21 protein-coding genes are annotated in these 19764 nt (G+C 75.4%); 14 read left to right on the forward strand and 7 right to left on the reverse strand.

Translation table 11 applies throughout. The annotated features are described in order from the left end of the window. Window positions 1-110: 110 nt before the first annotated feature. From ACFV61_RS02355 to ACFV61_RS02370, 4 genes are all read left to right on the forward strand, one after another. Complete coding sequence (locus tag ACFV61_RS02355) at window positions 111-1478, forward strand: MFS transporter (RefSeq protein WP_380489640.1); 1368 nt, start codon at window positions 111-113, stop codon at window positions 1476-1478. Between the two features lie 72 nt (window positions 1479-1550). Then, window positions 1551-2081, forward strand: coding sequence for a hypothetical protein (locus tag ACFV61_RS02360; RefSeq protein WP_063348205.1), 531 nt, complete (start codon window positions 1551-1553; stop codon window positions 2079-2081). A gap of 10 nt (window positions 2082-2091) precedes the next feature. Then, complete coding sequence (locus tag ACFV61_RS02365; RefSeq protein WP_380489616.1) at window positions 2092-2856, forward strand: futalosine hydrolase; 765 nt, start codon at window positions 2092-2094, stop codon at window positions 2854-2856. After that, on the forward strand, window positions 2849-3700 hold the full coding sequence (locus ACFV61_RS02370; protein WP_380489618.1) for a 1,4-dihydroxy-6-naphthoate synthase: 852 nt from the start codon (window positions 2849-2851) through the stop codon (window positions 3698-3700). The genes ACFV61_RS02365 and ACFV61_RS02370 overlap by 8 nt, the downstream gene beginning before the upstream one ends. A gap of 10 nt (window positions 3701-3710) precedes the next feature. Here the strand turns inward: ACFV61_RS02370 and ACFV61_RS02375 are convergent, their stop codons facing one another. After that, on the reverse strand, window positions 3711-4094 hold the full coding sequence (locus tag ACFV61_RS02375) for a cold-shock protein (protein ID WP_063348207.1): 384 nt from the start codon (window positions 4092-4094) through the stop codon (window positions 3711-3713). Between the two features lie 472 nt (window positions 4095-4566). Here ACFV61_RS02375 and ACFV61_RS02380 point away from each other — a divergent pair, with 472 nt between their 5' ends. After that, window positions 4567-4809, forward strand: a complete 243-nt coding sequence (locus ACFV61_RS02380) for a hypothetical protein (protein WP_063348208.1) — start codon at window positions 4567-4569, stop codon at window positions 4807-4809. 47 nt (window positions 4810-4856) lie between these two features. On the opposite strand, the gene ACFV61_RS02385 is transcribed toward ACFV61_RS02380, so the two are convergent. Next, entirely contained in the window at window positions 4857-5483 is a 627-nt protein-coding gene (locus ACFV61_RS02385; protein WP_380489620.1) for an HAD family hydrolase, read from the reverse strand. A 100-nt stretch (window positions 5484-5583) separates the two neighbouring features. On the opposite strand from ACFV61_RS02385, the gene ACFV61_RS02390 reads away from it, so the two are divergent. The 4 genes from ACFV61_RS02390 to ACFV61_RS02405 all read left to right on the forward strand — a co-directional run bounded on the left by ACFV61_RS02390 (window position 5584) and on the right by ACFV61_RS02405 (window position 9560). Beyond that, window positions 5584-6615 carry an iron ABC transporter permease gene (locus ACFV61_RS02390; RefSeq protein ID WP_363377332.1) on the forward strand — a complete coding sequence of 344 codons (1032 nt, stop codon included), beginning with the start codon at window positions 5584-5586 and terminating at the stop codon, window positions 6613-6615. After that, the gene (locus tag ACFV61_RS02395; protein ID WP_380489622.1) at window positions 6612-7715 is read left to right on the forward strand and encodes a FecCD family ABC transporter permease; all 1104 of its coding nucleotides are present in this window, start codon (window positions 6612-6614) and stop codon (window positions 7713-7715) included. Before ACFV61_RS02390 ends, ACFV61_RS02395 begins: the two co-directional genes overlap by 4 nt. Then, complete coding sequence (locus ACFV61_RS02400) at window positions 7715-8521, forward strand: ABC transporter ATP-binding protein (RefSeq protein ID WP_063348212.1); 807 nt, start codon at window positions 7715-7717, stop codon at window positions 8519-8521. Before ACFV61_RS02395 ends, ACFV61_RS02400 begins: the two co-directional genes overlap by 1 nt. Window positions 8522-8588: 67 nt before the next feature. Continuing rightward, the gene (locus ACFV61_RS02405) at window positions 8589-9560 is read left to right on the forward strand and encodes an ABC transporter substrate-binding protein (RefSeq protein ID WP_380341668.1); all 972 of its coding nucleotides are present in this window, start codon (window positions 8589-8591) and stop codon (window positions 9558-9560) included. Here ACFV61_RS02405 and ACFV61_RS02410 read toward each other — a convergent pair. After that, entirely contained in the window at window positions 9523-10356 is an 834-nt protein-coding gene (locus tag ACFV61_RS02410) for a DUF6597 domain-containing transcriptional factor (RefSeq protein ID WP_380489624.1), read from the reverse strand. The two genes, ACFV61_RS02405 and ACFV61_RS02410, sit on opposite strands and share 38 nt — an antisense overlap. A 101-nt stretch (window positions 10357-10457) precedes the next feature. On the opposite strand from ACFV61_RS02410, the gene ACFV61_RS02415 reads away from it, so the two are divergent. Further along, on the forward strand, window positions 10458-10901 hold the full coding sequence (locus tag ACFV61_RS02415) for a MarR family winged helix-turn-helix transcriptional regulator (protein ID WP_079135691.1): 444 nt from the start codon (window positions 10458-10460) through the stop codon (window positions 10899-10901). Here the strand turns inward: ACFV61_RS02415 and ACFV61_RS02420 are convergent. Beyond that, window positions 10898-12307, reverse strand: coding sequence for an MFS transporter (locus tag ACFV61_RS02420; RefSeq protein ID WP_380489626.1), 1410 nt, complete (start codon window positions 12305-12307; stop codon window positions 10898-10900). The two genes, ACFV61_RS02415 and ACFV61_RS02420, sit on opposite strands and share 4 nt — an antisense overlap. A 235-nt stretch (window positions 12308-12542) precedes the next feature. Here ACFV61_RS02420 and ACFV61_RS02425 point away from each other — a divergent pair, with 235 nt between their 5' ends. Further along, a complete protein-coding gene (locus tag ACFV61_RS02425; RefSeq protein ID WP_380489628.1) occupies window positions 12543-13166 on the forward strand; it encodes a TIGR03086 family metal-binding protein in 624 nt (207 codons plus the stop codon). Window positions 13167-13234: 68 nt separating this feature from the next. Here the strand turns inward: ACFV61_RS02425 and ACFV61_RS02430 are convergent, their stop codons facing one another. After that, window positions 13235-14113 carry a LysR family transcriptional regulator gene (locus ACFV61_RS02430; RefSeq protein WP_063348217.1) on the reverse strand — a complete coding sequence of 293 codons (879 nt, stop codon included), beginning with the start codon at window positions 14111-14113 and terminating at the stop codon, window positions 13235-13237. A gap of 70 nt (window positions 14114-14183) precedes the next feature. Here ACFV61_RS02430 and ACFV61_RS02435 point away from each other — a divergent pair, with 70 nt between their 5' ends. After that, entirely contained in the window at window positions 14184-14546 is a 363-nt protein-coding gene (locus ACFV61_RS02435; protein WP_380341650.1) for a nuclear transport factor 2 family protein, read from the forward strand. 153 nt (window positions 14547-14699) lie between these two features. Here the strand turns inward: ACFV61_RS02435 and ACFV61_RS02440 are convergent, their stop codons facing one another. After that, window positions 14700-15350 (reverse strand): hypothetical protein, encoded by a 651-nt coding sequence (locus tag ACFV61_RS02440; RefSeq protein WP_380423876.1) that lies wholly within the window; start codon window positions 15348-15350, stop codon window positions 14700-14702. Between the two features lie 102 nt (window positions 15351-15452). Between ACFV61_RS02440 and ACFV61_RS02445 the strand changes: the two genes are divergently transcribed. Continuing rightward, window positions 15453-16187, forward strand: coding sequence for a TetR/AcrR family transcriptional regulator (locus ACFV61_RS02445; protein ID WP_380341644.1), 735 nt, complete (start codon window positions 15453-15455; stop codon window positions 16185-16187). Here the strand turns inward: ACFV61_RS02445 and ACFV61_RS02450 are convergent. Then, window positions 16084-16917, reverse strand: coding sequence for a hypothetical protein (locus ACFV61_RS02450; RefSeq protein ID WP_380423877.1), 834 nt, complete (start codon window positions 16915-16917; stop codon window positions 16084-16086). The two genes, ACFV61_RS02445 and ACFV61_RS02450, sit on opposite strands and share 104 nt — an antisense overlap. A 343-nt stretch (window positions 16918-17260) precedes the next feature. Between ACFV61_RS02450 and ACFV61_RS02455 the strand changes: the two genes are divergently transcribed. Continuing rightward, window positions 17261-19764 (forward strand): helicase-associated domain-containing protein (locus ACFV61_RS02455; RefSeq protein WP_380489630.1); only part of this gene is annotated, 2504 nt, incomplete at its 3' end.

A 19764-nucleotide genomic window follows, 5' to 3' on the forward strand; every position in this document is an offset into this window, starting at 1 on the left:
CGATCGCCACCGCGACCGGCACCGGCGCGGATCCGGCCGTCCACGCCCGGCAGCTCGCCGCCCTGGACGGGGACCCTGGCGAAGAGGACCCCGAGCCGAGCCGCAACGTCCTGGTCCGGACCGCCTCCGCCGCCGGCGCCCGCACCGGCCGGGTGGTGCACGGCACCGGCCGCCGGATCCGCAAGGCCACCTCCGCGGAGGGCGCGGGCGAATCCGGCCTGGCGAAGCTGATCGAACTGCACGCGCTGAACTCCTTCGGCGACATGCTGATCACCGTCGCGCTGGCCTCGACCATCTTCTTCTCCGTGCCCACCGGCGAGGCCCGCGGCCGGGTGTCGCTGTACCTGCTGATCACAATGGCCCCGTTCGCCCTGCTGGCCCCGGTGATCGGCCCGCTGCTGGACCGGCTGCCGCACGGCCGCCGGGCGGCGATGGCGATGTCGATGCTGGCCCGGGCGGTGCTGGCCTGGACGATGGCCGGGGTGATCACCGGCGGCGGTCTGGCGCTGTACCCGGAGGCGCTGGGCGTGCTGGTGGCGTCCAAGGCGTACGGGGTGGTGCGCAGCGTGGTGGTGCCGCGGCTGCTGCCGAGCCGGCTGTCGCTGGTGAAGGCGAACTCCCGGGTCACCCTGGCCGGGCTGCTGGCCACCGGGGTGGCGGCCGGGGTGGGCGGTCTGCTGCACCTGATCGGGCCGGGCTGGCCGCTGCGCGGCGCGTTCCTGGTCTTCGTGATCGGCACCCTGATGGCCTTCCACCTGCCGCACGCGGTGGACTCCGCCAAGGGCGAGCAGCGCGCCGTCCTGCACGCCGAGGTCCACGGCGAGGTCCACGACGGGGTGCACGGCGAGCGGGCGCCGGAGGACGCCCGGGCCCCGAAGGCCTCGCTGCGCACCGTCGGCCCCTCGGTGATCCTGGCGCTGCGGGCGATGTCGGCGCTGCGCTGGCTGGTCGGCTTCCTGGTGATGTTCCTGGCGTTCCTGCTGCGCGAAGAGCCGATCGGGGGCCTGCGGCCGACGCTGGCACTGGGCCTGGTGGCGCTGGCGGCGGGGACGGGCAACGCGCTGGGTTCGGTGCTGGGCTCCTGGCTGCGCACCCGGGGCCCGGAGGCGACGGTCACCGCGATGCTGCTGCTGGCGACCGGCGCGACGGCGGCGGCCGCGCTCTGGTACGGCGTGGTGACGGTGGTCCTGGTCGCCGGCGTGGCCGGGGTGGCGGCCTCGCTGGGCAAGCTGTCGCTGGACGCGCTGATCCAGCGGGACGTCCCGGAGGCGGTGCGGACCTCGGCGTTCGCGCGGTCGGAGACGCTGCTCCAGCTGTCCTGGGTGGCCGGCGGCGCGGTCGGCATCCTGCTGCCGCTGAACGGCGTGCTGGGTCTGTCGGTGGCCGCCGGGGTGGTGGGCCTGATGCTGCTGTGGACGGTCCGCACGCTGTTCCGGGTGGGCCTGCGGCGGCGCCCGGCGGCGCCCAGGGTGGCCTGAACCGGCCACGGGCAACACGCGGTGGCCGACCCCCGCGTAGCGTGATCGGCGAAGCCCGGTAGATTCTGACGCATGAGCCTCAATACCCGTGCCATCGCCGCCCTCGGCGCCGTCGTCGTGGTCGGTGCTGCCACGGTCGGCACGTCCGTCGCCATCGCGAGCGGCCAGACCGAGCACAGCTCCCACCGCGCGACCCTGACGGTCGGCAACTCCTCGATCGTCGCGGACCCGCTGTGCTTCAACGGCGGCAGCCCGATCACGGAGGACCTGCAGCAGGAGTGCCAGCAGAAGGCCACCCAGGCCCTCGCGGAGGGCACCCTCCCGACCTCCGACGTCGTGGTGAGCGACCGGGTCGGCGTCGGCGTCTCCCCGAACGTGGCCGACAAGGGCTGGTGGGCCTTCACCAACGGCGGCTCGCAGGGCCAGGGCGGGCGCTTCAGCCTGTTCTCCTACGCCAAGGGCCCGACCTTCTCCGGCTCCCAGCCGGCGAGCCAGGTGCTGAACGCCTCCGGCAAGACCCTGGTCACCGTGGTCGAGGGCGACAAGAACTCGGACAACCCGGTCGCCGTCTGGTACTTCCAGCTGAACACCCAGGACAGCTGACGCTCCCGCGATGACCGCACACGCCGTCGCGGACGAGCGCAGCGAGCAGTCGGGCCCCGACCGGGCCCGACTGCTCGTCGTCGTCGCGGTGCCCGCCGAGGCCGAGGCCGTCCTGCGCGGCCTGCCCGGCCCGGCCACCGTGCTGCCGTTGCCCGGCGGTGCGCTGCACCGGGCCGCGGGCGCCCCGGTGGACGTCCTGGCGGGCGGGGTCGGCCCGGCCGCCGCCGCGGCCGCCACCTCCGCCGCGCTGGGCGCGCAGCCGGCCTCGGGGGGCCGCTACGGCCTGGTCGTCTCGGCCGGGATCGCCGGCGGGTTCGCCCCGCACGCCCCGGTCGGCACCACCGTGCTGGCCGACGCGATCGTCACCGCCGACCTCGGCGCCGAGACCCCCGAGGGCTTCGCCGACGTCACCGAACTGGGCTTCGGCACCGTCCGGCACAACCCTCCCCCGGCCGCCGTCGCGCTGGCCGCCCGGGCCCTGGGCGCCGCCACCGGCCCGGTGCTGACCGTCTCCACCGTCACCGGCAGCGCCGAGCGGGCCGCCGCGCTGGCCGCCCGCCACCCGGGCGCCCTGGCCGAGGCGATGGAGGGCTTCGGCGTGGCCGAGGCCGCCGCCCGGTACGGCGTGCCGGTGCTCGAACTGCGGACCGTCTCCAATCCGGTCGGCCCGCGCGACCGAGCCGCCTGGCGGATCGGCGAGGCGCTGGCCGCCCTGGAGCGGGCCTTCGCCGCACTGCCCGTCCACGAACTGATCGAGGAGGCCGGCCGTGGCTGAACGGCTGAGCATCGCGTACTCGCCCTGCCCGAACGACACCTTCGTCTTCCACGCCTGGGCGCACGGCCTGGTGCCCGGGGCGGACGCCCCCGAGGTGACCTTCGCGGACATCGACGTCACCAACGGCCTGGCCGAGCGCGGCGAACTGGACGTCCTGAAGATCAGCTACGGCGCGCTGCCCTGGGTCCTGGACGAGTACACCCTGCTGCCCTGCGGCGGCGCGCTCGGGCGCGGCTGCGGCCCGCTGGTGCTCACCCGGCCGGGCACGGACGCCCCCGCGGACCTCACCGGGAAGACGGTGGCGGTGCCGTCCGAGCGCTCCACCGCCTACCTGCTGTTCCGGCTCTGGGCCGCGAAGGCGGTGCCGGGCGGCTTCGGCGAGATCGTCGTCCTGCCGTTCCACGAGATCATGCCCGCCGTCCGGGACGGCCGGGTGGACGCCGGCCTGGTGATCCACGAGGCCCGGTTCACGTACCGGCAGTACGGCCTGCACAGCCTGGCCGACATGGGCGAGGCCTGGGAGCAGGAGACCGGCCTGCCGATCCCGCTCGGCGCGATCGTCGCCCGGCGCTCGCTCGGCGCCGAACGGCTGCGCGCGCTCACCGACGCCGTCCGCGCCTCCGTCCGGCAGGCCTGGGCGGACCCGAGCGCCAGCCGGGAGTACGTGCTGGCGCACGCCCAGGAGATGGACCCGGCCGTCGCCGACCAGCACATCGCCCTGTACGTGAACGAGTTCACCGCGGACCTCGGCGAGGAGGGCTACGCGGCCGTCCGCGCGCTGCTCACCCGGGCCGCCGCGGAGGGGCTGGTGCCCCCGCTCGACCCGGGTGCGCTGGCGCTCTGATCCCCCTCGGTCAGACGTCGAACTGGTCGGCCACCGCGCGCAGCAGGCCGGCCAGCTTCTGGCCGGTCGCCTTGGCCGGGTAGCGGCCGTGCTGGAGGCCCGGCAGCACCGCGTCCAACGTGGTGATCAGGTCCTGGACGATCGGCGCCATGTCGTCGGCGCTCTTGCGCTGGGCGGCGGCCACCGACGGCAGTGCGTCCAGCAGTTGCACGGCCATCGCCTGGTCGCCGCGGTGGCCGGCGACCACGCCGAACTCGACCCGCTGGCCCGGCTTCAGCACGGTGACACCGGCGGGCAGCGCCTTGGTGTGGACGAAGACGTCGCCGCCGTCGTCGCGTGACAGGAAGCCGAAGCCCTTCGTCTCGTTGAACCACTTGACCTGGCCGGTGGGCATCTCGACAGTCCTCGAATGGGTGTGAGGGATCCCGGCCCTGGCCGGGGATCACTGGGTGGTGGGGAAGGCAGCCGACCTCGGCTCGGCGCCCGCGGGCGCTCATGGTCAGCACGCTGTCAGGAGCAGACTAACGGTCCGTCACTGCCTCATCCGCGTTCCGCGAAAGATCCGCGTTCCAAGGCCCGTTGGGGGCGGTACGGGCGCGGCGTTCTCGCGATCACGGGCGACCCGGTACTGGCACAGCCGGGGCGCGGCTCAGCACGGTCCATCGGCTCACACCCCCGGGTCTGAGGAAACGGGGCGCACGTGTCGCACCCCTCGGCACCCCCTGCATACCCCCGCCCAGCAGGGATCAAAACGTTCAGCTTCCGAGAAACTGCGCAACGTGACCGGACCGCTCCGGTGACGGGGGCCGGCGGCCGCTCTGCCAGACTGGACCGACCGCCCGACCAGCCCCGAGGAGCGAGCAGACGTGAGCAGCCAGAGCGCCGACCCCGGCGACGTGTACGTCAAGGCCGGGACGATCGTCTTCGGTCTGGGCGCGCTCGCCACCCTGGTCACCTTCGTCCCGCTGTTCCTGCACCTGACGCCGCTGCCGACGGCCGCGTACTGGCTGAGCATGCTGATGCCGGCGGGCTTCCTGGCCGCGCTGACCGGGCTGTTCCTGAACGCGCGGGCCCAGCGCCGCCGGGTGGAGTCCGCGGCCGCGTCCTAGAACGCGACCCCGGGACCCGGCCCCAGGGCGTGCCCCGGGGCCGCGGCTCAGCCGGCCAGGTGGGCGTCGAGCCAGGCCGGGAACCCGGTGAGGTCCGCCAGCACCACGTCCGCCCCGGCCGCGCGCAGTTCGTCCGCGCTGTACGGGCCGGTGGCCACGCACACCGCGACGGCGTCCGCGTGCCGGGCGCCCCGGATGTCGCCGAGGTGGTCGCCGACGTAGACGCTCGCGCCGTACTCGCGCAGCGCCTCGCCCTTGGTCTCCGCCCAGAGGTCGCCGACCAGCGCGTCCGCGTGCAGCCCGGCGTGCTCCAGGTGCAGGCGGGCGTTCGGCTCGTACTTGCCGGTGATCACCGCGACCCGGCCGCCGTGGTCGCGGACCGCCTCGACGGCGGCGTGCGCGCCGGGGAGGGCGACGGTCGGGGCGAAGGCGAGGTCGCGGTAGAGCTCGCGGTAGCGGGTCGCGGCGCGCGCCACCTCGTCCTCCGGGAACCAGTTGCGGATCTCGTCCAGCAGCGGCGGGCCGAGCCGGGTGACCACCAGGTCGGCGTCGATGCGGGCGCCGGTCTCGGCCGCGAGCGCCAGGTAGGTGGCGTGGATCCCCGGCCGGGTGTCCAGCAGCGTCATGTCGAGGTCGAAGCCGACGGTGAGCGGGGCGGTGCGGGTCTCGGGCATGCCGCCAGGCTATCCAACGGGCGGTGCGGGGGGCCGGGACAATTTGCCCCGGCTTCCGACGGGAACTTAGGTTTACCTGAGTTGTCTGCGGAGAGGGCCCATGACCGACACCACCGCGCCACCCGGCGCGCGACGGACAGCGCGCCGCCGAATACTGTGGCTCGCCGCCGCGCTGGCCGTCCTGGCCGCCGCGGTGCTGCTGAGCCTGGCGGTCGGCAGCCGCACCATCCCCTTCGGCGACACCCTCGACGCCCTGCTGCACGGCGGCGACACGGCCAACGCCGTCGTCGTCCGCGAGCTGCGGGTGCCGCGCACCGTCGTCGGGCTGGCCGTCGGCGCGGCGCTCGGCCTCGCCGGGGCCGTCATGCAGGGCCTCACCCGCAACCCGATCGCCGACCCCGGCATCCTCGGCGTCTCCCAGGGCGCGGCGGCCGGCGTGGTCCTCGCCATCTCCGGCTTCGGCGTCTCCACCCTCACCGGCTACGTCTGGTTCGGCTTCGCGGGCGCCGTGATCGCCACCGTGCTCGTGTACGGCCTGGCCGGGCGCGGCCGGGGCGGGGCCACGCCGATCAAGCTGGCGCTGGCCGGCTCGGCGATGTCCGCGTTCATCGCCTCGCTCAACACCATGGTGCTGACGACCGACGCGGCCACCATGGACCAGTTCCGCTTCTGGCACGTCGGCTCGCTCTCCGGGCGGACCTCGGACGTGGCCTGGCAGCTGCTGCCGTTCCTCGCCGTCGGCACGGTGCTGGTGGTCGCGGTGGCCCGCGGCCTGGACGCGCTCGCGCTCGGCGAGGACACCGCCAAGGGCCTCGGTGCCAAGACCGGCCTGGTCCGGGCGGTCGGCGCGCTCGGCGCGACGGTGCTGACCGGCTCGGCCGTCGCGGCCGCCGGGCCGATCGCCTTCGTCGGCCTCGCCGTCCCGCACGCGGCGCGGGCCGTCGCCGGCGCGGACCACCGCTGGGTGCTCGCCTTCTCCGCCGTCCTCGGCCCCGCCCTGCTGCTGCTCGCCGACACCCTGGGGCGGGTCCTCTTCCCGCCGTCGGAGGTCCCGGCGGGCGTGATGACGGCGCTCGTCGGCGTCCCGGTCCTGGTCGCGCTGGTGCGCCGCCGGAAGGTGGTCGCGTCATGAGCGCGCAGGGCGGGCGAACCGTCGGGCGCGGCGCCGTCTCCCCGCGCGGGTACGCCGTGCTGCGGGCCGGGCGGGCGTCCGTGCTGCTGCACCGCCGGTCGGCGGTGGTGGCGCTGGGCCTGCTGGTCGCGCTGGCCGGGACGGTCGTCGCCTCGCTCTGCCTGGGCGAGTCGGCCGTGTCGCCGGTCGAGGTGGTGAAGGTGGTGCTCGGGCAGCCGAGCCCGCACGAGCTGGTGGTCGGCGAGTTCCGGCTGCCCCGGGTGGTCGTGGGCCTGCTGGTCGGCACGGCGCTGGGGCTGGCCGGGGCACTGATCCAGACCGTCGCCCGCAATCCGCTGGCCAGCCCCGACGTGGTGGGCGTGACCTGGGGCGCGACCGCCACCGTCGTCGGGCTGATGGCGTACGGCGTGGTCGGCTCGACCGGTCAGGCCCCGTACGCGGCGGTCGCGGGCGGGCTGGTGGCCGGGCTGCTGGTGTACGCGCTGGCATGGCGGCGCGGCCTGCACGCGCAGCGCTTCGTGCTGATCGGGATCGGGATCAGCGTGGCCCTGTCCTCGCTGACCTCCGTGTTCCTGACCAAGGGCGACGGCTTCCAGGCGCAGGCCGCGAAGGTCTGGATGACGGGCAGCCTGAACGGCGCCGGCTACGACCAGGCCGGCTGGCTGGCCTGGGTGCTGCTCGCCGCCGTGCCCGTCGTCCTGTGGGCGGCGCGGGCGCAGCGCACGATCTCCTTCGACGACGCGACGGCCGTCGGTCTGGGCCTGCGGCTGGACCGGATCCGCCTCGGCATGGCGCTGCTGGGCATCGTGCTGGCCTCGTGCGCGGCGGGCGCCGCCGGGCCGGTGGACTTCGTGGCGCTGATGGCGCCGCAGATCGCGCTGCGGCTGGTCCGGTCCGCGCAGGTCCCGCTGTTCTGCTCGGCGCTGACGGGCGCGCTGGTGGTCGTGCTGGCCGATCTGATCGCCCGGCGACTGATGGCGCCGACCGAACTGCCGGTGGGCGTGGTGACCGGCATGGTCGGCGCGCCGTACTTGATGTGGCTGCTGATCCTCCCCCGAACTCCGTTCGGGGGTACCCCCATCCGTCGTGGAGGTTCCTGATGTCCGCTCACCGACTGGAGGCCCGGGGCCTCACCCTGGCCTACGAGGCGCGCACGGTCGTCGAGGGCCTGGACGTCGGCATCCCGGACGGGCGGGTGACGGTGATCGTCGGCCCGAACGCCTGCGGCAAGTCGACGCTGCTGCGGGCCCTGGGGCGCCTGCTGAAGCCGGTCCGGGGCGCGGTGCTGCTGGACGGCGAGGAGCTGGCGCGGATCCCGACGAAGCGGATCGCCCAGCGGCTGGGCCTGCTGCCGCAGTCGCCGACGGCGCCGGAGGGCATCTCGGTGGCGGACCTGGTCTCGCGGGGCCGCCAGCCGCACCAGAGCTGGTGGCAGCAGTGGTCGCCGGAGGACGAGGCGGCGGTGACGGAGGCGCTGGAGCGGACGTCCACGGCGGAGCTGGCCGAGCGCAGCATGGACGAGCTGTCCGGCGGCCAGCGGCAGCGGGCGTGGATCGCGATGGCGCTGGCGCAGGGCACGGACATCCTGCTGCTGGACGAGCCGACCACCTACCTGGACATCGCGCACCAGGTGGAGGTGCTGGACCTGGTCCGCCGGCTGAACGTCGAGCGCGGCCGCACGGTGGTGGCGGTGCTGCACGACCTCAACCAGGCGGCCCGGTACGCGGACCACCTGGTGGCGATGCGGGACGGCCGGGTGGTGGCGCAGGGCGCGCCGACCGAGGTGGTGACGGCGGAGCTGGTGCGGGAGGTGTTCGGGCTGGAGTCGGTGGTGGTGCCGGACCCGGTGACGGGCACGCCGTTGGTCGTTCCGGGGGCCCCGTGGGCGGCGGCCGTGGACGCCTGACGGCAATTCCACACCAAACCGGACATAATCGGCGCGCCCCCGAAACCTCACCGCCTGAGGACCGCCGATGCACCGGATCGCCCGCCGTTCGTTCCTCGCCGGTCTCGGCGGGGCCGCGCTCGCGGCCTGCACCACCCGGCGGCCGGCGCCGCCGACCGCCGACGGCCTGGGCGCGGCCGCCTCGCCCACCCCGGTGCCGCCGGTCACGGTGGACACGGCCACCGGGCCGGTGCTGGTGCCGGGCGAGCCGCTGCGAGTGGTCGTCCTCGACACGGACGTGCTGGACTCGGCGCTGACCCTCGGCATCACCCCGGTCGGCGCCGCGCTGCCGGCCGCCGACATCCGGTTCCCGAGCTACTGGCCGGCCTCCCGGGTCGCCGGGATCCACCGGGTCGGCCTGGCCGGCGCCCCGGACCTGGTCGCGATCCGGGCCCTGCGGCCGGACCTGATCCTCTCCAACCAGGCGCGCGACGGCGACCGCTACGACCAACTGCGGGAGATCGCGCCGACCGTACTCACCCAGACCACCGGCGCGCCGTGGAAGGCCGACTTCCAGGTGCACGCCCAGGCGTTGAGCCGGGAGGCCGCGGCGGCGGCCTTCGTCTCCTCGTACCAGCGGCACGCCAACCAGGTGGTGCAGGCCCTGTCGGCGGCGAAGGCGTCCGGCCGGAAGGTGAGCCTGGTGCGGTTCGTGGAGGGCGGCGGGATCCGGCTGTTCGGGAAGCAGAGCTTCCCCGGGATCGTACTGTCGGACGCCCAGGTGGGGCGGCCGGACGCACAGAACGTCGACCAGTCCGACGTCGAGATCCCGCTGGACCAGATCGCGAAGGCGGACGGCGACCTGCTGCTGTACGCCACCTCCGGCGACCCGGCCCTGGCCGGCACCGACGCCGCGCTGGAGAGCCCGGGCTGGCAGGCGCTGGGGGCGGTCAAGGCGCACCGGGCGTTCCCGGTGGACGACCAGCTGTGGTTCCAGGGGATCGGGTACACCGGCGCCAACTTCATGCTGGCCGAGCTGCAGCGCTTCCTGGAGGCGTGACCCGCCGCGCGGCGTCGGCGTAGCGGGCCGGGGAGGTGCCGACGGCGGCCGTGAAGTCGCGGGTGAGATGGGCCTGATCCGCGTACCCGAGTTCGGCCGCGAGCGCCGCCAGGTCCAACGCGCCGCCCGCGTCGGCGCGTTCGGCGGCCTCGTGGAGGCGGGCGCGGCGCAGCACCCACTTCGGGGAGGCGCCGACGTACTCGGCGAACAGCCGCTGGAGCCGGCGGACGGTGAGGCCCAGCTCCCGCGCCAGGTCGTCGACCCGGCACAGGTCGGGGGTGCCGGTGATCCGCTCCACCATGGCGGCGACCTCCTGCGCGACCGGGTCGGGCGCGGGCAGCCGGGGCAGCAGGAAGGCGTCCGCGAGGGCGGCCTGGTCCCGCGGCCGTTCACCGAGCACGTCCTCGTTGAGCCGGTCCACCTCGGGGCCGAAGTAGGCGGCCGCGGGCACCGACCGGTCCGCGAGCCCGGCCACCGGGTGCCCGGCGAACGAACGGAACGCGCCCGGCCGGAACTTCACTCCCAGCACGTGCCCGGCGCCCTCCAGGCGGCGGACGAAGAGCGACCGGTCGACCCCGTAGACGCGAGCCCTCGGGGCCTCGAAGACCAGGTGCACGTTCGGGTGGGCGAGCACCTTCTGCTCGTACGGGGGCCGGCCGCGCCGGTCCCAGCGGACCAGCCAGTAGAACTCGACGAAGCGCGCCACGGCGGGGGCGGGCGCGCGCCGCTCCACCCTGATCGCCTCCGCCGCGCGGGCGGGGTGGAGCACGCCGCGTCCGAGGTCGGGAGAGTCCATACCCGCCAGGCTAGGCCTTGTCCGGTATGGACTCTCCGGGCCCGCGACGCCCGGGTTCCGGCGCCGGTCGGGGTGGCTGCACCCTGCCATAAGCTGGCACGGTGAGTAGCGAACCGGCCCCGCCCGAGGACACCGCCGTCGAGCTGATGCGCGCGATGACGCGGCTGCGGGCACGGCTGCGCACCGAGGCCCCGATCGACGACCTGCCGTGGAACTGGTCGCACCTGACCACCCTGCACCGCGTCGTGCAGCAGGGCCCGACGACCGTGACCGAACTCGCCCAGGCCGAGCACGTGCGCCGCCAGTCCATGGCGGAGACCGTGGCCGCGCTGCGGGCCGGCGGCCTGGTCAGCGCCGCCAAGGACCCGAACGACGGGCGCAAGTCCCTCTTCAGCGCGACCCCGGCCGGAGCCGACCTGTGCGAGCGGATCCCGGCGGCGCGGGAGGCGTGGCTGGCCGAGGTGATCGGCTCCACCCTCCGGGCCGGCGAGCGCAAGACGCTCGACCGGGCCGCCGAGATCATGAACCGCCTGGCGGACAGCTAGGACTCGGCGAGTCGCCGGTCGCAGACGGTCAGGGCGATGAGGAGGGCGGAGATCGCGACCAGCACCCAGGCGATGGAGTGCAGGCCGCCGTCGTCCACCCGGTCGTGGAAGGCGGTGCCGGTGATCGCCGCCGAGGCGATGGAGCCGAGGTAGCCGAAGGTGCGCAGCAGCCCGGAGGCGGTGCCGACCGTGGCGGCGGGGGCCTCCTGGTAGAGGACGGTCTGGTTGGCGACCGTCCCGGCGCCGGAGGTCAGTCCGAACACCGCGCTGACGGCGACGACCGCCGCCATCGGGGTGCCGCCGCCCACGAACAGCACGGCCACGGCGCCGAACAGCAGCAGCACCGAGCAGACGATCAACGGCAGCCGCACGCCCGTCCGTTGGGCCACCACCCGGGCGGCCACGGCGCTCAGGACGCCCATCGGCATCAGCGCCAGGCCGGCCTGGTAGGCGGACAGCCCGCGGGCCGCCTCCAGCCACTGGGTGAGCCCGTAGAGGATCACGTACGTCCCCATCAGCGTCAGGCCGTTGCGCACGTAGGTGCGGGTCAGGGCCCCGTTGGAGGCGAGCAGCCGGACGTCGAGGAACGGGTGGGCGGCGCACAGTTCCCAGCCGACCAGCACGGCGGCGAGGACGAGGGCGGCGGCGAGCGCGGGCCAGTCCGGGCGCGGCAGGGCGGAGAGGAAGACCATCAGGGCGGTCAGCGAGCCGCCGAAGCCCAGCATGCCGGGCAGGTCGAGGCGGGAGGCGAGGGCGCGGGGTGAACCGGGGCGCACCGGGTCGGGGTCCGGCGCGATCCCGACCACCGCCAGGACCAGGGCGACGGCGGCGACCGGAATGTTGATCCAGAAGGCGGTCTGCCAGCCGAACCAGCCCACCAGCAGCCCACCGAGGGCGGGGCCTACGGCGACGGTGGCGGCGCCGGTGATCGCCAGGCCGCCGAGCACCCCGCGCGGCGGGGCCTGGTAGCCGGCCTGTTCGGCGCGGCGGCGGATCAGCAGCATCGCGGCCGGGTAGCCGGCCGAGGTGCCCGCGCCGATCAGCACCCGGGCCGCGATCAGGGCGGCCATCGAGTGGGCCAGCGTGCCGACGATCCCGGCCGCGAACACCAGCACGATGCCGGCGATGAAGATCCGCCGGGGCCCGAACTCCTCGGCGAGCCGCCCGGCGGCGGGCTGGGCCAGCGCGCTGGTGAGGTACAGGCAGGAGATCAGGACCGCGGTGTCCCCGACGGGGAGGTGCAGGGCGGCCGCGATGGCCACCAGTGCGGTCGCGATGATCGAGCTGTTGACCGGGTTGAGCGAGGCCCCCAGGTACAGCGGGACCACGAAGCGCGGGCCGAAGGGGTTTCCGGCGGGCGCCGGGGTCGTCTGCCGCGGGGTGCGGGTGTCGCCGGGGAGAGGCATGCCGGGTTCCTTCCGCTTCCTCCGGGACCTCTGCGACAGGGCGGGGCCTGCTGGGGAGATCCCGGCGGAGATAGGCAGGCTACCTGCTGAACATTAGCAGTCTGCCTGCCTATTTTGAACCGTTCGCCGCAGTCGGGGCGGGCCGCCGCGAGCCCCGGCCCGACGCTCCTGGCCAGGGCGCCGACCGTCGCGTTTCTTCAAGACCCGGCAGCCCCGACCGGCGCAGGATCGGGGCATGAACGATCACCCCACCCCGGACACCCACCCGCCGCACCCCCTGCACCCCCTGCACCCCCTGCTGGCCCGCGCCGCCGCGGCCGCCGCACGCGTCGCCGACGGCGTCCCGGCGGGCCACCCGCTGGACGGCCCGACGCCCTGCACGGACTTCGACACCCGCGCGCTCGCCAACCACTGGGTGCTCTACACCTCGCACGGCCTGGAGCACCGGGCCCGCCGCACCGAACTACCCAAGGCGCTGGTCGACCACGACTTCACCGCCGACCCCGGCTGGCCCGCCGCCTACGCGGCCCAGCTGGACCGCGCCGTCGCGGCCTGGGCCGACCCGGCCGCCTGGGCGGGGGACGTCGACCTCGGCGGCTCCCCGGCACCGGCGGAGGGCGTCGCCCGGATGCTGATCGCGGAGCTCGTCCTGCACGGCTGGGACGTCGCCCGGGCGACCGGCGGTCCGATCGGGATCGACGAGGAGCTCGCGCAGCTGGTGCTGGAGGTCGTCGGGGAGAACGCCGAGCTGTACCGCCAGTACGGCGGGTTCGCCGCCCCGGTGGCGGTGCCGGACGGCGCCCCGGCGCTGGACCGCGCGCTGGCCGCCTCCGGGCGCGATCCGCGCTGGAACGCGTGAGCGGCTGAGCGGCTGAGCGGCTGAGCGCTCAACCGGTTAGCCGGTCAGCCGGTCAGCCGGTCAGGCCCTCAGCCCGTCGCCCGCAGGGACGCGCGGAGCCGGGCGTGCAGCAGGCGCACGGCCGGCGAGTGCTGGCCGGGTCGGGCGACCAGGCCGAGGCGGGCCCGGACCGGCGCATCGGCGACGGGGACGGTCCGGAGGCCCTCGCCGGCGGCGGAGGAGGGGCTGAGGACGGCGACGCCGGCCCCGCGCTGGGCGAGCCGGAACAGCGTGGCCGGGGAGCTGGCGTCGATGTCCACCCGCGGTTCGAGGCCGAGTTGCAGGCAGGAGTGCTCGTAGGCGGCGCGGATGCCGGTGCCCGGGGAGAGGCAGAGGATCTTCTCGGACGCGAGGTCGGCGAGCCGGAGGGAGGGGCGGTCCAGGCGGTGGCCGGCGGGGACGATGGCGGCGATCGGCTCGTCGACGACGACGGTGACGTCCAGGCCGGGGTCGGCCTCCTTGGCGAAACCGATCAGCGCCAGGTCGAGGGCGCCGGAGAGGACCTGCGCCTGGAGCAGCTCGGAGTGGCCCTCGTGCAGGCTCAGTTCGATGCCGGGGTGGGTGCGGCCGAGGTCGGCGACGACGTCGAGGAACGGCGGGATCGCGCACCCCATGATCATCCCGAGCCGGACGCGGCCGCGGACGGCGTCGGCGAACTCGGCGGCGGTGTGCTGAATGGCTTCGAGCGTGGCGAGGGCGTCCTTGGCCAGCGGCAGGACGGCCTCGCCGGCGGGGGTGAGGCGGACCCGGCGGCCGGAACGGTCGAGGAGCAGCTGGCCCAACTCGCGTTCCAGCTTGCCGACCTGGGTGCTGATGCCGGACTGGCTGACGTGCAGGCGGGTCGCGGCGGCGGTGAAGGAGCCCTCGTCGACGACGGCCGCGAAGTAGCGCAGCTGGTGCATCTCCATAACCAATGATGATAGCCGGGATCTGATCCATCTGTTGGACGGATGGCGGAGTGCTCGGGAGGATGGAGGCATGACGACGACGAAGACTGCGCGTGAGATTTCCGAGACCTACTTCGCGGCCTGGCAGGCGGGCGACTTCGAGACGCTGCGGGGGCTGCTGGCGGAGGACGTCGACTTCGTGGGGCCGCTGGCCACGGTGTCGGGGGTGGAGAACGCCCTGGCCGGGCTGAAGGGGCTCGGGCAGGTCCTGGAGAAGATCGAGGTGCACGCCCGAGTGGTCGAGGGGGACGACGTGATCACCTGGTTCGACCTGCACACGAGCGTCGCACCGCCGGCGCCGACGGCGAACTGGAGCCACGTGGAGAACGGGCGGATCACCCGGATCCGGGTGACCTTCGACCCGCGGGAGCTGCTGGCGGGCTTCGCCCGCTGAGCGGCTGGGGCGCACCGCGCCACCGGGCTGAGGGACTGAGGGACTGAGGGACTGAGGGGCTGAGCGATCCGCCGCCGGGCCAAGCGGGGCCAAGCGGTCCGATCCGCCGGGCCGGATCGCCCAGCCCGGCGGGTCGGATCGCGGCGGCCCCGGCTACCGTCGCGCCAGCCGGCCGCGAACCGCCCAGGCCGCCGCGCCGAGGGCGAAGCCGTAGACCGCCACCAGGCCGTGCCCGTTGTCCTGGGCGAGCCACATGGCGAGGCCCAGCACCGGGACGCCGACGGCCAGGGCGCGCTCCTTGGGCAGGCGGGTGCGGGTGAGGAAGGCGAGGGCCAGGGTGGCGCCGAGGAAGTAGGTGGCGCCGGAGCTGCCGGCGAAGTTGCGGGGGTCGGTGCTGGGGCCGTCGCCGAAGCCGAGCAGGTCGTCGATCCGGCCGGGCAGCAGGATGCCCGCGAGGAAGAAGGCGAGGGTGAGCGGGCCGCCCCAGTACCACTGGGCGAGCGCGGCGACGGCGGCGAGGGTGGCGAGGTTCCACAGGCCGCCGCCGAGGCCGCCGTTCTGCAGGAAGACCGAGGTGAACTCGCGCCACCAGCCGGACTTGGCGGGGTCGGCGTCGAGCGCGTCCATGGCGCCGGACCAGAGCAGCTGGAGCAGCACGCCGCCGACGGCGAGCGTGGTCAGGGCGACTGCCGCCCACGGGATCGGCCGCCCCCGCAGCGTGTCCCGGCCGACCACGCCGAGCCCGCAGTTGACCATCATGACCATCAGCGCGGCCGTGGTCACGTTGAACAGGATCGCCCCCATGACTGCCCCTCCCCCATTGCATTCCAACACCGTTCGAAAACCGGGCAGGGCAAAGCTAGCACAGCTTTCGAACGGTGTTTGAAAACGTTGTACGGTGGAGCCATGAAGCTCACCAAGGAGCGCATCGTCGATGCGGGCATGGCCGTCTTCGCGGAGGTCGGCTACCACAACCTGTCCATGCGCCAGGTCGCCGACCGCCTCGACGCCCACGCCGGCAGCCTCTACTACCACGTGCGCGGCAAGGACGAGTTGCTCACCCTGATGGCCGACCGCGTCTGCCGGCAGGCCTACGACACCGGCACCGGAGCCCTCGCCGCCCTCGGCCCCGACGCCACCTGGCGGGACCGGGTCGAGGCCCAGGCCACCACCCTGCGCCGCAGCATCCAGCAACACCCCGGCGGCGCACTGCTCCTCGCCGAGAGCCCCGGCGTCCTCAGCTCCGGCGGCCTCTCCCTGATGGAACGCCTGCTGCGCACCCTCCTCGACGCCGGCCTGCCCACCGTCCACTGCGGCATCGCCGCCGACATCCTGCTCAGCCACGTCACCGGCTTCGTCCTCCAGGAACAGAACCAGCCACCGGCCCCACCACCCGTCAGCGCCGAGCTCTACGCCGACCTGTGCGCGCAGTTCCCGCTGATCATGGGCGAGTTGATCCCCCGGATCAGCCAGGACGAGAAGTTCACCCAGAGCATCCGGCTGCTCTGCACCGGCTTCGCCGCCCTCGTCCCGGGCCTCAGCCCTGCTGCGGCGGGCGACGGCGCAGGCTCAACAGCAGCAGCACCACCGCCGACAGCACCGCCGACAGGCGCAGCACGCCCGGGGCCGCCGACCAGCTGATCTGGCTGAACTGCGCACCGGCCTGCACGCCCGCGCCGCCCTGGGCGCCCGGCTTGGCCTGCATGGCGTGCAGGGTGGCCGCGCTCATCGTGATCAGCGGGATCCCGAGGATGACGAACTTGCGCATCAGATCGGAGAGTTGGCGGGACAGGTAGCCGAGGGCCCAGCCCACCAGCATGGCCGGGAAGAAGCTCATGGCGGCGCCGCCGATCAGCAGCCCGCAGGAGAGCAGGACCAGCAGGGACGGCCGCCGGGCCCCGACACCCGCGCTCGCGCCCGCACCCGCACCCGCACCCGCATCGGCACCGGCCTGGCCGACGGGGGCGGCCGGCTGCGCCTTCGCCTTCCCCGCGGCGGCCGCCCTCGCCTTGGCCTTGCGCTGCTTCTTACCCTTCCCCGCAGCCGCCGCAGCCGCCCCCGCCGCAGCTCCCGCCGGATCGGCAGCCTGCGCGCCCGCCGCACCCGCCCCGCCCCCGGCGCGCTGCTCAGGGATCGGCTTCGGCGGAGCCTGCGGCGAGTCCGAGAAGTTGAGCAACACCAGATCCCAGCCGTTCGCACCGGAGCTGTACACCTGGGGCGGCGGGATGGAGTCCGAATCGTCCTCGGGCCCGTCGAAACGCGACTTGTCCAGCTGTACGGGCGGCGCCCCGGCCCCCGGGGCGCGCGGCGTCCGGGGCGGATCCAGCGGCACCGACGGAGTCCCGCCGCCCGGCGCCGCCGTGTCGTACACGCTGTCCCCGTCGGAGGCGCCGGACGGACCGGAGGCCCCGGACCCACCCGACGGACCCGGACCGCCCGAACCGCCCTTGTCGCCGGCAGCACCGGCCCCGGCAGACCCGCCGGAGGCCCCCGCCCCGCCCCCCGAACGGCCGCTCCACGGCCCGCTCCTGCGCCACCACTCGCCGTCCGTCATCACCGACACCCCGCCTCGCGCCCGAACCCCGGCCCACCGAACCACCCTCGGCCGTGACGCTACCCACCCCGCCCCCGCCCGCGCGAGTCCTGAGGACCGGTCCACCACGGGCCGCCGCACGGACACCCCGCCGTCCGCCCGCCCGACTAACCTAGGTCGAATGACCACACAGCAGGGCCCTCAACGCCAGGGCAGGTCCGCCGCCGGCCCCCGCACCCTCGCCGAGGAGTTGCGCGCCCGCCCCGACGACGCGCTCGCCGCCCTGCTCCGCTCCCGCCCCGACCTGCTCAACCCCGTCCCCGGCGACCTCACCCAGCTGTCCGCCCGGCTCTCCTCCCGCGCCTCGGCGCTGCGCGCCCTGGAGCGCCTGGACCGCTTCACCCTGCAGGTCGCCGAGGTCCTGGCCACCGCCCCGGACGGCACCGGCCTGGCCACCGTCCGCACCCTGCTGACCGGCCCGGCCAAGGTCAAGCCGCACCCCGGCGCGACCCCGCTGACGCCCGCCGACCGGTCCGCCGTCGCCGCCGCCCTCCCCCGGGCGATCGCCACCCTGCGCGACCGGTCCCTGCTCTGGGGCCCGGACAACGGCCTGCGGCTGGTCCTCGCCGTCCGCGAGGCACTCGCCCCGACGGCCGCCAACCCCGGCCGCACCGGCCTCGGCCCGACCCTCTCCGACGCGACCGTCGGCATGTCCCCTGCCCGGCTGCAGCAGCTGCTCGCCTCCGCCGGGCAACCCGCCACCCCGGACCCGGTCACCGCCGTCGACGCGCTCGCCGCCCTGCTGAACGACCGCGCCCGCTGCGCGGCGCTGCTCGACACCGCCCCCGAGGCCGCGCTGCGGCTGCTGGAGCGGCTGGTCTGGGGGCCGCCGACCGGCACCGTCCCGGACGCCACCCGCCCGGTCACCGCCGAGGACGCGCAGAGCCCCGTCGAGTGGCTGCTCGCCCGCGGGCTGCTGCTGCCCAGCGGGCCGGGCAGCGTCGTCCTGCCGCGCGAACTGGCCCTGCACCTGCGCGGCGGCCGCACCCACCGCGCCGTCGAGCCGGTCCAGCCCGAGCCCGCCCCGGCCGCCGCCCCGCGCGATCCACAGGCTGTGGACGGCGCGGCGGCCGGCCAGGCCCACACCGCCGTCAAGACCGTCGAGGAACTCCTCGACACCTGGGGCCTCACCCCACCGCCCACACTGCGCGCCGGCGGCCTCGGCATCCGCGACCTCAAGCGCACCGCGCAGGCCCTGGAGACCACCGAGCAGCAGGCCGCCTTCTGGCTCGAACTCGCCTACGCCGCCGGGCTGCTGGCCCCCGACGGCGAGGCCGACGAACGCTGGGCCCCGACCCCGGCCTACGACGGCTGGCTCCAGCGGGACACCGCCGAACGCTGGTCCGTCCTCGCCGCCGCCTGGCTCGCCGCCACCCGCGTCCCCGCCCTCACCGGCACCCCGGACGGCAAGGGCAAGCCGCGCGCCGCCCTCGGGCCCGAGCTCGACCGCACCCTCGCCCCGTCCGTCCGCCGCGCCACCCTCGCGCTGCTCGCCGAACTCCCGCCCGGCACCCCCGCCACCGCCGCCGAGCTCCTGCCCACCCTGCGCTGGCAGCGCCCGCTGCGCGGCGGCCCGACCGGCCCGGACGGCCACGAGCTGCGCGACGACCTCACCGCCTGGACCCTCGCCGAGGCCGAACTCCTCGGCGTCACCGGCCGCGGCGCCCTCGCCGCCCCCGCCCGCGCCCTGCTCACCGCAGAATCCGACCCGACCGAGGTGCTCGCCCCGCTGCTGCCGCAGCCGCTCGACCACGTGATCCTGCAACCGGACCTCACCGCGATCGCCCCCGGCCCGCTGCTCACCCCGCTCGCCCAGGCCCTCGCGCTGTGCGCCGACATCGAGTCCAAGGGCGGCGCCACCGTCTACCGCTTCACCCCGGTGTCCGTGCGCCGCGCCCTCGACGCCGGACGCACCGCCGCCGACCTGCGGGCCTTCCTGGAGCAGCACTCCCGGACGCCCGTCCCGCAGCCGCTCGGCTACCTGATCGACGACGTCGCCCGCCGGCACGGCATCCTGCGGGTCGGCGCCGCCTCCTCCTACCTGCGCTGCGACGACCCGTCCCTGCTGAACGAGGTCCTCGCCGACCGCCGCTCCGCCGACCTGCGGCTGCGGCTGCTCGCCCCCACCGTCCTCGCCGCCCAGGCCGCCCCGGACGTCCTGCTCGCCGCCCTGCGCACGATGGGCTACGCCCCGGCCGCCGAGTCCGCCGAGGGCGACGTGCTGATCACCCGCCAGGACAGCCACCGCACCCCGCCCCGCACCGCCCCCGCGCCCGTCCCGGACGGCCCGCCGACCCCCGACGACACCCTGCTCGCCGCCGCCATCAAGGCCATCCGGGCCGGCGACCGCGCCGCCACCGTCAACCGCCGTGACTCCACCCCCGACCCGCGCCAGCTGCCCCGCACCGCCGCCGCCGAGACCCTCGCGGCCCTGCAGACCGCCGTCCTGCTCGGCGAACGGATGTGGATCGGCTACCTCAACGCCGAGGGCATCGCCAGCCAGCGGATCATCGACCCGGTCAAGGGGGGGGTGGGGGGGGGGGCCCCCCCCCCCCCCCACCCCCCCCCCCCCCCCCCCCCGCCCCCCCGCCCCCCCCCCCGCGGGGGGGGGGGGGGCGAGGGAGC

Source organism: Kitasatospora sp. NPDC059817, assembly GCF_042731835.1.
Taxonomy (GTDB): domain Bacteria; phylum Actinomycetota; class Actinomycetes; order Streptomycetales; family Streptomycetaceae; genus Kitasatospora.

Excerpts from the sequence above, each read along its gene's own strand:
- ACFV61_RS02360 (WP_063348205.1), top strand. The coding sequence starts at position 1,551 with ATGAGCCTCAATACCCGTGCCATCGCCGCCCTCGGCGCCGTCGTCGTG.
- ACFV61_RS02365 (WP_380489616.1), top strand. The coding sequence starts at position 2,092 with ATGACCGCACACGCCGTCGCGGACGAGCGCAGCGAGCAGTCGGGCCCC.
- ACFV61_RS02375 (WP_063348207.1), bottom strand. The coding sequence starts at position 4,094 with ATGCCCACCGGCCAGGTCAAGTGGTTCAACGAGACGAAGGGCTTCGGC.
- ACFV61_RS02385 (WP_380489620.1), bottom strand. The coding sequence starts at position 5,483 with ATGCCCGAGACCCGCACCGCCCCGCTCACCGTCGGCTTCGACCTCGAC.
- ACFV61_RS02390 (WP_363377332.1), top strand. The coding sequence starts at position 5,584 with ATGACCGACACCACCGCGCCACCCGGCGCGCGACGGACAGCGCGCCGC.
- ACFV61_RS02395 (WP_380489622.1), top strand. The coding sequence starts at position 6,612 with ATGAGCGCGCAGGGCGGGCGAACCGTCGGGCGCGGCGCCGTCTCCCCG.
- ACFV61_RS02400 (WP_063348212.1), top strand. The coding sequence starts at position 7,715 with ATGTCCGCTCACCGACTGGAGGCCCGGGGCCTCACCCTGGCCTACGAG.
- ACFV61_RS02405 (WP_380341668.1), top strand. The coding sequence starts at position 8,589 with ATGCACCGGATCGCCCGCCGTTCGTTCCTCGCCGGTCTCGGCGGGGCC.
- ACFV61_RS02410 (WP_380489624.1), bottom strand. The coding sequence starts at position 10,356 with ATGGACTCTCCCGACCTCGGACGCGGCGTGCTCCACCCCGCCCGCGCG.
- ACFV61_RS02420 (WP_380489626.1), bottom strand. The coding sequence starts at position 12,307 with ATGCCTCTCCCCGGCGACACCCGCACCCCGCGGCAGACGACCCCGGCG.
- ACFV61_RS02425 (WP_380489628.1), top strand. The coding sequence starts at position 12,543 with ATGAACGATCACCCCACCCCGGACACCCACCCGCCGCACCCCCTGCAC.
- ACFV61_RS02430 (WP_063348217.1), bottom strand. The coding sequence starts at position 14,113 with ATGGAGATGCACCAGCTGCGCTACTTCGCGGCCGTCGTCGACGAGGGC.
- ACFV61_RS02435 (WP_380341650.1), top strand. The coding sequence starts at position 14,184 with ATGACGACGACGAAGACTGCGCGTGAGATTTCCGAGACCTACTTCGCG.
- ACFV61_RS02440 (WP_380423876.1), bottom strand. The coding sequence starts at position 15,350 with ATGGGGGCGATCCTGTTCAACGTGACCACGGCCGCGCTGATGGTCATG.
- ACFV61_RS02445 (WP_380341644.1), top strand. The coding sequence starts at position 15,453 with ATGAAGCTCACCAAGGAGCGCATCGTCGATGCGGGCATGGCCGTCTTC.